The organism is Pseudomonas sp. BF-RE-22 (genome assembly GCF_019956155.1).
Lineage (GTDB): Bacteria > Pseudomonadota > Gammaproteobacteria > Pseudomonadales > Pseudomonadaceae > Aquipseudomonas > Aquipseudomonas migulae.
Map to the genome: position 1 here is coordinate 48,933 of NZ_JAHBDD010000027.1, position 11,302 is coordinate 60,234.

7 protein-coding genes are annotated in these 11,302 nt (G+C 59.4%); all 7 read left to right on the plus strand.

Annotation, left to right across the window (positions count from 1 at the left end):
* Positions 1–33: 33 nt before the first annotated feature.
* The 7 genes from gyrA to rpsA all read left to right on the plus strand — a co-directional run bounded on the left by gyrA (position 34) and on the right by rpsA (position 10,973).
* Positions 34–2,688, plus strand: a complete 2,655-nt coding sequence (gyrA, locus tag KGA82_RS15625) for a DNA gyrase subunit A (protein WP_192226146.1) — start codon at positions 34–36, stop codon at positions 2,686–2,688.
* A gap of 252 nt (positions 2,689–2,940) precedes the next feature.
* The gene (gene serC, locus KGA82_RS15630; RefSeq protein ID WP_223451128.1) at positions 2,941–4,026 is read left to right on the plus strand and encodes a 3-phosphoserine/phosphohydroxythreonine transaminase; all 1,086 of its coding nucleotides are present in this window, start codon (positions 2,941–2,943) and stop codon (positions 4,024–4,026) included.
* A complete protein-coding gene (pheA, locus tag KGA82_RS15635) occupies positions 4,026–5,120 on the plus strand; it encodes a prephenate dehydratase (RefSeq protein WP_007899727.1) in 1,095 nt (364 codons plus the stop codon). The genes serC and pheA overlap by 1 nt, the downstream gene beginning before the upstream one ends.
* 10 nt (positions 5,121–5,130) lie before the next feature.
* Positions 5,131–6,243: a histidinol-phosphate transaminase gene (gene hisC, locus KGA82_RS15640; protein ID WP_008031795.1), complete on the plus strand. Its 1,113-nt coding sequence runs from the start codon at positions 5,131–5,133 to the stop codon at positions 6,241–6,243.
* Between the two features lie 28 nt (positions 6,244–6,271).
* On the plus strand, positions 6,272–8,479 hold the full coding sequence (locus KGA82_RS15645) for a bifunctional prephenate dehydrogenase/3-phosphoshikimate 1-carboxyvinyltransferase (protein WP_230427588.1): 2,208 nt from the start codon (positions 6,272–6,274) through the stop codon (positions 8,477–8,479).
* The gene (cmk, locus tag KGA82_RS15650) at positions 8,476–9,165 is read left to right on the plus strand and encodes a (d)CMP kinase (protein WP_008031791.1); all 690 of its coding nucleotides are present in this window, start codon (positions 8,476–8,478) and stop codon (positions 9,163–9,165) included. The genes KGA82_RS15645 and cmk overlap by 4 nt, the downstream gene beginning before the upstream one ends.
* A 119-nt stretch (positions 9,166–9,284) precedes the next feature.
* Positions 9,285–10,973, plus strand: coding sequence for a 30S ribosomal protein S1 (rpsA, locus tag KGA82_RS15655; RefSeq protein ID WP_008031789.1), 1,689 nt, complete (start codon positions 9,285–9,287; stop codon positions 10,971–10,973).
* The last annotated feature ends 329 nt before the right edge of the window (positions 10,974–11,302 follow it).

The window sequence follows — 11,302 nt, forward strand, 5'->3', positions numbered from 1 at the left end:
GAGGTTTCACCAGAAAAAGGAATCGAGCTTCTCATGGGCGAACTGGCCAAAGAAATCCTCCCGGTCAATATCGAAGACGAGCTGAAGCAGTCCTACCTCGACTACGCAATGAGCGTAATTGTCGGGCGGGCACTGCCGGATGCGCGCGATGGCTTGAAGCCCGTGCACCGGCGCGTGCTGTTCGCGATGAGCGAGCTGGGCAACGACTTCAACAAGCCGTACAAGAAATCTGCCCGTGTTGTCGGTGACGTGATCGGTAAGTATCACCCGCACGGTGATACCGCGGTGTACGACACCATCGTTCGGATGGCGCAGCCATTCTCGCTGCGCTACCTGCTGGTAGACGGTCAGGGCAACTTCGGTTCGGTGGACGGCGACAACGCCGCGGCCATGCGATACACCGAAGTGCGCATGACCAAGCTGGCGCACGAGCTGCTGGCTGACCTGCATAAAGAAACCGTGGACTGGGTGCCGAACTACGACGGCACCGAAATGATCCCGGCGGTCATGCCGACCCGTATTCCCAACCTGCTGGTCAACGGCTCCAGCGGTATCGCCGTGGGCATGGCGACCAACATCCCGCCACACAACCTCGGTGAAGTCATCGACGGTTGCCTGGCGCTCATCGACAACCCTGAGTTGACCATCGATGAGCTGATGCAATACATCCCCGGTCCGGACTTCCCGACCGCCGCGATCATCAACGGTCGCGCCGGTATCATCGAAGCCTACCGCACCGGTCGCGGCCGCATTTATATGCGCGCCCGCTCGATCATCGAAGACATCGACAAGGTCGGTGGCCGTCAGCAGATCGTCATCACCGAACTCCCTTACCAGCTGAACAAGGCCCGTCTGATCGAGAAGATCGCCGAGCTGGTTAAAGAGAAGAAGCTCGAAGGCATCACCGAACTGCGCGACGAGTCCGACAAGGACGGTATGCGCGTTGTGATCGAGCTGCGTCGCGGCGAAGTGCCTGAGGTGATCCTCAACAACCTCTACGCCCAGACCCAGCTGCAAGCGGTATTCGGCATCAACATCGTTGCGCTGATCGACGGCCGTCCGCGGATCCTGAACCTCAAGGACCTGCTGGAAGCCTTCGTTCGTCACCGCCGCGAAGTCGTTACCCGTCGCACCGTGTTCGAGCTGCGTAAAGCGCGCGAACGTGGCCACATTCTGGAAGGCCAGGCGGTTGCCCTGTCGAACATCGACCCGGTCATCGCGCTGATCAAGGCCTCGCCAACGCCGTCGGAAGCCAAGGAAGCGCTGATCAGCACGCCTTGGGAATCCTCCGCCGTGGTGGCGATGGTTGAACGTGCCGGTGCCGACTCTTGCCGTCCGGAGACCCTGGATCCGCAATACGGTCTGCGTGAGGGCAAGTACTTCCTCTCGCCGGAACAGGCGCAAGCCATTCTGGAACTGCGTCTGCACCGCCTGACCGGTCTGGAACACGAAAAACTGCTGGCCGAGTATCAAGAGATCCTCAACCAGATCGGCGAGCTGATCCGCATCCTCAACAGCGCCACGCGCCTGATGGAAGTGATCCGCGAAGAGCTGGAAGTAATCCGCGCCGAATACGGCGACGTGCGCCGCACCGAAATCCTCGATGCCCGTCTCGACCTGACCCTGGGTGACATGATCCCGGAAGAAGATCGCGTCGTGACCATTTCCCACGGTGGCTACGCCAAGACCCAGCCATTGGCTGCGTACCAGGCCCAGCGTCGTGGCGGTAAAGGCAAATCGGCGACTGGCGTCAAGGATGAGGACTACATCGCTCACCTGCTGGTCGCCAACAGCCACACCACGCTGCTGCTGTTCTCCAGCAAGGGCAAGGTGTACTGGCTGAAAACCTACGAAATCCCGGAAGCATCCCGCGCTGCCCGTGGTCGTCCGCTGGTCAACCTGCTGCCGCTGGACAGTGATGAATACATCACCACCATGCTGCCGGTCGAGGAATACACCGAAGGTCACTTCATCTTCATGGCGACTGCCAAAGGCACCGTGAAGAAGACCCCGCTGGAATCCTTCAGCCGTCAACGCAGCGTCGGTCTGATCGCGCTGGAGCTGGACGAAGGTGACGTACTGATCTCTGCCGCCATTACCGATGGCGAGCGCGAAGTCATGCTGTTCTCCGACGGCGGCAAGGTCACTCGCTTCAAGGAAACCGACGTTCGTGCCATGGGCCGTACCGCTCGCGGTGTCCGCGGTATGCGTCTGCCGGAAGGCCAGAAGCTGATTTCCATGCTGATCCCGGAAGAAGGCAGCCAGATCCTCACTGCTTCGGCGCGTGGTTTCGGCAAGCGTACGGCGATCACCGAGTTCCCTGAGTACAAGCGTGGCGGCCAGGGCGTTATCGCCATGGTCAGCAACGACCGTAACGGCCGTCTGGTCGGCGCGGTTCAGGTGCTCGACGGCGAGGAAATCATGCTGATTTCCGACCAGGGTACGTTGGTTCGTACCCGTGTCGACGAAGTTTCCAGCCTGGGTCGAAATACCCAAGGCGTGACCCTGATCAAACTGGCCAGCGACGAAACGCTGGTCGGTCTGGAGCGGGTGCAGGAGCCGTCGGAAGTCGAAGGCGAAGAGCTGGAAGGCGAAGAGGGTGCGGTGTTCGACGGCGAAGTCGTGATCGACGACGTTGTTGAAGACCAGCAACTCGACGCTGCCGCTGACGAAGAACCGCAAGAGTAAGCGGACAAACAGGGGGCGGATGAAAATTCGCCCCCTTGTTGTTTGTCCGAACGGAAAATTTCGATATCCAGGGACATCCCATGTGGGAGCGAGCCTGCTCGCGATGCAGGCGCCGCGGTACCTCTGAAGCACCGCGGTGATGCATTCGCGAGCAGGCTCGCTCCCACAGGTTTTCTGCTTCGGCAGGGACCCTGTGTCGATTGATGTTGTGATTTATTGCGTGATTACCACCAAATCAGAGCGAGATTGGATGTGAGCAAGAGAGCCTATAACTTCTGTGCCGGTCCTGCGGCACTTCCCGAAGCTGTCCTGCAGCGCGCCCAGGGTGAACTCCTTGATTGGCACGGCAAGGGTCTGTCGGTCATGGAAATGAGCCATCGCAGTGATGAGTTCGTGTCCATCGCCACCAAGGCCGAGCAGGATCTGCGTGATCTGCTGAATATCCCCTCGAACTATAAAGTGCTGTTCCTGCAAGGTGGCGCCAGCCAGCAGTTTGCTCAGATCCCTCTGAACCTGCTGCCGGAAAGCGGCACTGCCGACTATATCGACACCGGTATCTGGTCGCAGAAAGCCATCGAAGAAGCGTCGCGCTACGGTCACGTCAATGTTGCCGCCACCGCCAAGCCTTACGACTATTTCGCGATTCCCGGTCAGAACGAATGGAAGCTGTCGAAAGACGCGGCCTACGTTCACTACGCACCGAACGAAACCATTGGTGGCCTGGAATTCAACTGGGTCCCGGAAACCGGTGACGTTCCGCTGGTCGCCGACATGTCTTCGGACATTCTCTCGCGCCCGATTGATGTTTCGCGTTTCGGCATGATCTACGCCGGCGCCCAGAAAAACATCGGCCCGAGCGGCATCGTCGTCAACATCGTTCGTGAAGACCTGCTGGGGCACGCCCGTTCCCTGTGCCCGACCATGCTCAACTACAAGGTCGCGGCCGATAACGGCTCGATGTACAACACCCCGCCAACATTGGCCTGGTACCTGTCTGGCCTGGTGTTCGAGTGGCTGAAAGAGCAGGGCGGCGTCGAAGCCATCGGCAAGCTCAACGAAGTGAAACAGCGCACGCTGTACGACTTCATTGATGCCAGCGGCCTGTACAGCAACCCGATCAACAAGTCCGATCGTTCGTGGATGAACGTGCCGTTCCGTCTGGCTGACGATCGTCTGGACAAGCCATTCCTGGCCGGTGCCGACGAGCGTGGCCTGCTGAACCTCAAGGGTCACCGTTCCGTGGGCGGCATGCGCGCCTCCATCTATAACGCCGTCGATATCGTTGCGGTCAACGCACTGGTTTCGTACATGGCAGAGTTCGAGAAGGAACACGGCTAATGTCTGAGCAAGAACTCAAGGCACTGCGCCTGCGCATTGATGCCCTGGACGAAAAAGTCCTGGAGCTGATCAGTGAGCGCGCACGCTGCGCCCAGGAAGTTGCGCGAGTAAAGATGGCCTCGCTGGCCGAAGGCGAAGTGCCGGTGTTCTATCGTCCTGAGCGTGAAGCTCAGGTGCTCAAGCGTGTGATGGAGCGCAATCAGGGCCCGCTGGGCAACGAAGAAATGGCGCGGTTGTTCCGCGAAATCATGTCTTCGTGCCTGGCCCTCGAGCAGCCGCTGAAAGTGGCTTACCTCGGTCCTGAAGGCACCTTCACTCAAGCGGCGGCCATGAAGCACTTCGGCCACGCGGTGATCAGCAAGCCGATGGCGGCCATCGACGAAGTGTTCCGCGAAGTGGCGGCCGGTGCGGTGAACTTTGGCGTGGTCCCGGTGGAAAACTCCACCGAGGGCGCGGTCAACCACACGCTCGACAGCTTCCTCGAACACGACATGGTCATCTGTGGCGAAGTCGAGTTGCGGATTCACCACCATCTGTTGGTCGGTGAAAACACCAAGACCGACAGCATCAGCCGCATCTATTCCCACGCCCAGTCGCTGGCGCAGTGCCGCAAGTGGCTGGATGCACACTACCCGAACGTCGAGCGCGTCGCGGTTTCCAGCAACGCCGAAGCGGCGAAGCGGGTCAAGGGTGAGTGGAACTCGGCGGCGATTGCCGGCGACATGGCCGCAGGCTTGTACGGGCTGACCCGTCTGGCCGAGAAAATCGAGGATCGCCCGGACAACTCCACGCGATTCCTGATGATCGGCAGCCAGGAAGTGCCGCCAACCGGCGACGACAAGACGTCGATCATCGTCTCCATGAGCAACAAGCCGGGCGCGCTTCACGAGTTGCTGGTGCCGTTCCACGACAATGGCATCGACCTGACACGCATCGAGACACGTCCTTCGCGTAGCGGTAAATGGACCTACGTGTTCTTCATCGACTTCGTCGGCCATCACCGCGATCCGCTGGTAAAAGGTGTGCTGGAAAAGATCAGTCAGGAAGCAGTGGCACTTAAAGTGTTGGGTTCCTACCCGAAAGCCGTTCTCTAAGGGGTAGCAAATGAGTGGCAACTTCCTCGCTCTGGCACAGCCGGGCGTGCAACAACTGTCGCCTTACGTTCCGGGCAAACCCGTGGACGAACTGGCGCGCGAGCTGGACATCGATCCGGCCAGCATCGTCAAACTGGCGAGCAACGAAAACCCGTTGGGCGCCAGTCCAAAGGCTTTGGCGGCCATTCGCGAAGAATTGGCCGAGCTGACCCGTTATCCGGATGGCAACGGTTTTGCGCTCAAGACCCTGCTGGCCGATCAGTGCCGCGTCGAACTGAATCAGGTGACGCTGGGCAACGGTTCCAACGACATCCTGGAACTGGTCGCGCGTGCCTATCTGGCGCCGGGCCTGAATGCGGTGTTCAGCGAGCATGCGTTCGCGGTCTATCCGATCGTCACCCAGGCCGTCGGTGCGACGGCCAAAGTGATCCCGGCCAAAGACTGGGGCCATGATCTGTCGGCCATGTTGGCCGCGATCGATGCCGATACCCGTGTGGTCTTCATCGCCAACCCGAACAACCCGACCGGGACCTGGTTTGGCGCCGAAGCGCTGGACGAGTTCCTGCAGGATGTGCCGGAGCACGTGCTGGTGGTGCTGGACGAGGCCTACATCGAATACGCCGAAGGCAGTGACTTGCCGGATGGCCTCGACTTCCTGGCGGCGTACCCGAACCTGCTGGTTTCGCGCACCTTCTCCAAGGCCTATGGCCTGGCGGCGTTGCGCGTTGGTTACGGCTTGTCCACGGCGGTGGTTGCCGACGTGCTGAACCGTGTGCGTCAGCCATTCAACGTCAACAGCCTGGCCCTGGCCGCTGCGTGCGCTGCGCTGCAGGACGCCGAGTACCTGGCTGAAAGTCGCCGCCTGAACGAAGCCGGCATGCTGCAGCTGGAAGCGGGTTTCCGTGAGCTGGGGCTGAGCTGGATCCCGTCCAAGGGCAACTTCATTTGCGTCGATCTCGGTCGTGTTGCCTTGCCGGTCTTCCAGGGCTTGCTGCGTGAAGGCGTGATCGTGCGTCCGGTGGCCAACTACGGCATGCCGAACCACTTGCGCATCACCATCGGCCTGCCGGCGGAAAACAGCCGCTTCCTTGAGGCGCTGACCAAGGTTCTGGCTCGTGGTTGATGTCACTGCTCTGCAATCTGCTGAACCTATGATCGGTCGCCTGGTGGTGGTCGGTCTCGGGTTGATCGGCGGTTCGTTTGCCAAGGGGCTGCGTGAAAGCGGCCTGTGCCGCGAAGTGGTGGGCGTCGATCTCGATCCGCAGTCGCGCAAGCTCGCGGTCGAGTTGGGCGTGGTGGATCGCTGCGAAGAAGACCTGGCCGTTGCCTGCCAGGGCGCCGACGTGATTCAACTCGCGGTGCCGATCCTGGCCATGGAAAAGATGCTCGGCCGGTTGGCCGGCATGGACCTTGGGCAAGCGATCCTGACGGATGTCGGCAGTGCCAAGGGCAACGTCGTGCGCGCCGCGACTGAAGCGTTTGGCGGCATGCCGGCGCGTTTCGTGCCGGGCCATCCGATTGCCGGTTCCGAGCAGAGCGGGGTGGAAGCCTCCAATGCCGAACTGTTCCGTCGTCATAAAGTGATTCTGACGCCGCTGGACCAAACCGATCCGGCCGCGCTGGCCGTGGTCGACCGGTTGTGGCGTGAGCTGGGCGCCGATGTCGAGCACATGCAGGTCGAACGTCACGACGAAGTGTTGGCGGCGACCAGCCATTTGCCGCACTTGCTGGCGTTCGGTTTGGTCGATTCGTTGGCCAAGCGCAATGAAAACCTTGAGATCTTCCGTTACGCTGCCGGCGGTTTCCGCGATTTCACAAGAATCGCGGGAAGTGATCCGGTCATGTGGCACGACATCTTCCTCGCCAACCGCGAAGCTGTCCTGCGCACGCTTGATACATTTCGCAGCGACCTCGACGCCTTGCGCGACGCGGTCGATGCAGGGGATGGGCACCAATTGTTGGGCGTGTTCACGCGCGCCCGGGTTGCCCGCGAACATTTCAGTAAAATCCTGGCTCGCCGGGCTTATGTGGACGCTATGAACTCCAACGACCTGATTTTCCTGGGACAACCTGGTGGCCGCCTGACTGGGCGGATTCGTGTACCGGGCGATAAATCGATTTCCCACCGTTCGATCATGCTCGGCTCCCTGGCCGAAGGCGTTACCGAAGTCGAAGGCTTCCTCGAGGGCGAAGACGCTCTGGCGACCTTGCAGGCCTTCCGCGACATGGGTGTCGTGATCGAAGGTCCGCACCACGGTCGCGTGACCATCCACGGCGTCGGCCTGCATGGCCTGAAGCCTGCGCCGGGCCCGATCTATCTGGGCAACTCCGGCACTTCGATGCGTCTGCTGTCCGGCCTGCTGGCCGCGCAGAACTTCGACAGCACCTTGACCGGTGATGCCTCGCTGTCCAAGCGTCCGATGAATCGCGTGGCCAATCCGCTGCGTGAAATGGGCGCCGTGATCGAGACCGCCGCTGAAGGTCGTCCACCGATGATCATTCGTGGCGGTAACAAGCTCAAAGGCCTGACCTACACCATGCCGATGGCCAGTGCCCAGGTTAAATCCTGCCTGCTGTTGGCCGGCCTGTACGCTGATGGCAAAACCACCGTCACCGAGCCTGCACCGACGCGCGACCACACCGAGCGCATGCTGCGCGGCTTCGGCTACCCGGTCAGCGTCAACGGCGCTACGGCGTCGGTCGAATCCGGGCACAAGCTGACCGCGACCCACATTGAAGTGCCGGGCGATATTTCGTCGTCGGCGTTCTTCCTGGTGGCGGCGTCCATTGCCGAAGGTTCCGAACTGGTGCTCGAGCATGTCGGCATCAACCCGACCCGTACCGGCGTGATCGACATTCTGCGCCTGATGGGCGCTGACATCACCCTGGAAAACCAGCGTGAAGTCGGCGGCGAACCGGTAGCGGACCTGCGCGTGCGTGCAGCTAAACTCAAAGGTATCGAGATTCCCGAAGCGCTGGTTCCATTGGCCATCGACGAATTCCCGGTGCTGTTCGTGGCGGCTGCCTGTGCCGAAGGGCGCACCATCCTGCGTGGCGCCGAAGAATTGCGCGTCAAGGAATCGGACCGGATCCAGGTCATGGCCGATGGCTTGCTGGCACTGGGCGTCAAATGCGAACCGACCCCGGACGGCATCATCATCGACGGCGGCCTGATCGGCGGCGGCGAAGTGCATGGTCACGGCGATCACCGGATTGCCATGGCTTTCAGCGTGGCATCGCTACGTGCCACTGCGCCAATTCGCATCCATGACTGTGCCAACGTCGCAACGTCGTTCCCGAACTTCCTGGCGCTGTGCGCGCAGGTCGGTATCCGTGTTGCACAAGAGGCTCAGTCGTGAAAAACATCGCACCGGTCATCACCATCGATGGGCCAAGCGGCTCCGGCAAGGGCACGGTAGCTGGCATTCTGGCCAAGCGTCTGGGCTGGAACCTGCTGGATTCCGGTGCGCTTTATCGATTGCTGGCCTTCGCTGCGCACAATCACGGTGTCGACCTCACCAATGAAGAATTGCTGAAAAAACTTGCCGCTCATCTGGATGTGCAGTTCATCGCGGCGACCGACGGTCAGTTGCAGCGCATCATTCTAGAGGGCGATGAAGTCAGCGATGTGATTCGTACCGAAAGCATCGGTTCCGGTGCCTCGCAGGTCGCGGCGTTGCCCGCAGTGCGCGAGGCGCTGCTGCAGCGCCAGCGTGCATTCCAGGAAGCGCCAGGCTTGGTGGCCGATGGTCGCGACATGGGTACGGTGGTTTTTCCGGATGCACCGTTGAAGATTTTCCTTACCGCCAGTGCCGAGGAGCGTGCGCGCCGTCGATACTTGCAGTTGAAGGGCAAAGTCGATGGTGTTAGTCTGTCGAGTCTGCTAGATGAGATACGTGCACGCGATGAGCGTGACACCCAGCGAGCGGTAGCCCCGCTCAAACCGGCGGCTGACGCCATACAGCTGGATTCCACGGAATTATCCATCGACCAGGTGCTGGAACGCATCATGAGCGAGATCGCCATTCGCGATATCGCCGGGTGACCAAGAAGGCCGCAGGGGACCAGTCATAGTCCTGTGGCGCTTCTTTTAAATGAAACTAACCCACACCGTCTGGGGTGTGGAGATGGGCGTATTCTTCGCCCTCATCAACAGGAATTAAAATGAGCGAAAGCTTTGCGGAACTCTTTGAAGAAAGCCTAAAAACCCTGAACCTTCAGGCAGGCTCCATCATCACCGGTGTTATCGTTGATATCGATTACCAAGCTCGCTGGGTAACCGTTCACGCTGGCCTGAAGTCTGAAGCACTCATCCCGCTTGAGCAGTTCTACAACGACGCTGGCGACCTGACTATCAACGTCGGTGACGAAGTTCACGTTGCGCTGGACTCGGTTGAAGACGGCTTTGGTGAAACCAAGCTGTCCCGTGAAAAAGCCAAGCGCGCTGAATGCTGGATTGTTCTGGAAGCTGCCTTCGCAGCCGAGGAAGTGGTCAAGGGCGTTATCAACGGTAAGGTTAAAGGCGGCTTCACTGTCGACGTTAACGGCATCCGTGCGTTCCTGCCAGGTTCCCTGGTTGACGTCCGTCCTGTGCGCGATACCACGCACCTGGAAGGCAAAGAGCTGGAATTCAAGGTCATCAAACTCGACCAGAAACGCAACAACGTTGTCGTTTCCCGTCGCAGCGTCCTCGAAGCCGAGAACTCCGCCGAGCGTGAAGCTCTGCTGGAATCCCTGCAGGAAGGTCAGCAAGTCAAAGGTATCGTCAAGAACCTCACCGATTACGGCGCATTCGTCGATCTGGGTGGCGTGGACGGCCTGCTGCACATCACCGACATGGCTTGGAAGCGCATCAAGCATCCTTCCGAGATCGTCAACGTTGGTGACGAAATCGACGTTAAGGTTCTGAAATACGATCGCGAACGCAACCGTGTTTCCCTGGGCCTGAAGCAACTGGGCGAAGATCCATGGGTTGCTATCAAAGCCCGTTACCCAGAAAGCACTCGCGTTACCGCTCGTGTAACCAACCTGACCGACTACGGCTGCTTCGCTGAGCTGGAAGAAGGCGTTGAAGGTCTGGTACACGTTTCCGAAATGGACTGGACCAACAAGAACATCCACCCTTCGAAAGTCGTACAAGTCGGCGACGAAGTGGAAGTTATGGTTCTGGACATCGACGAAGAGCGTCGTCGTATCTCCCTCGGCATCAAGCAGTGCAAATCTAACCCATGGGAAGATTTCTCTGGCCAGTTCAACAAGGGCGATAAAATCTCCGGCACCATCAAGTCGATCACCGATTTCGGTATCTTCATTGGTCTGGACGGCGGCATCGACGGTCTGGTTCACCTGTCCGACATCTCCTGGAACGAAGTGGGCGAAGAAGCCGTTCGCCGCTTCAAGAAGGGCGACGAGCTGGACACCGTTATCCTGTCGGTTGACCCAGAGCGCGAGCGTATCTCCCTGGGTATCAAGCAACTGGAAAGCGATCCGTTCTCCGAGTACGTTCAAGAGAACGACAAAGGCGCAATCGTTAAAGGCATCGTGAAAGAAGTTGACGCTAAAGGCGCCATCATCACTCTGGCCGACGATATCGAAGCGACTCTGAAAGCCTCCGAAATCAGCCGTGACCGCGTTGAAGACGCGCGTAACGTTCTGAAAGAAGGCCAGGAAGTAGAAGCCAAGATCATCAGCGTTGATCGTAAGAGCCGCGTAATTCAGCTGTCGATCAAATCGAAAGACGATGCTGAAGAGAAAGAAGCCATCCAGAGCCTGAAAACTGCTCCGGAAGGTGAAGCTGCTGCTGACACCACCATGGCGGCACTGCTGCGCCAGGCAATGGCCAAACAGAACTAAGTTCTGCTTGATCATTAAAAAGGGCGACTTCGGTCGCCCTTTTTTGTGCCTGCGATTTGGTGCGTGCAGTAACCGTATCGCACGACATTGTTCGCCCGTGAAACCAACCGCCCCCCAAAGTTGTCTCTTTCTTTAATCGGATCAATCGTTTAATTGCAGCTAGTCTTTAGTCAGAAGCGAACGACAGCCGGGCAGGGCGCCCGGCATAAGGAAATGAATGAACAAGCTCGTTGTCGCATTAGCCGTACTGTCATTGGCGGGTTGTACCACTAATGCGAAGACTCACGCCGCACGTGGGGTTAGTGGTATCGAGATCGATTGTTCGGGGT

What these genes read in the sequence shown, in the direction of transcription:
- KGA82_RS15645 (WP_230427588.1), top strand. Translation starts at nt 6,272, where the DNA reads ATGATCGGTCGCCTGGTGGTGGTCGGTCTCGGGTTGATCGGCGGTTCG.
- gyrA (WP_192226146.1), top strand. Translation starts at nt 34, where the DNA reads ATGGGCGAACTGGCCAAAGAAATCCTCCCGGTCAATATCGAAGACGAG.
- pheA (WP_007899727.1), top strand. Translation starts at nt 4,026, where the DNA reads ATGTCTGAGCAAGAACTCAAGGCACTGCGCCTGCGCATTGATGCCCTG.
- hisC (WP_008031795.1), top strand. Translation starts at nt 5,131, where the DNA reads ATGAGTGGCAACTTCCTCGCTCTGGCACAGCCGGGCGTGCAACAACTG.
- rpsA (WP_008031789.1), top strand. Translation starts at nt 9,285, where the DNA reads ATGAGCGAAAGCTTTGCGGAACTCTTTGAAGAAAGCCTAAAAACCCTG.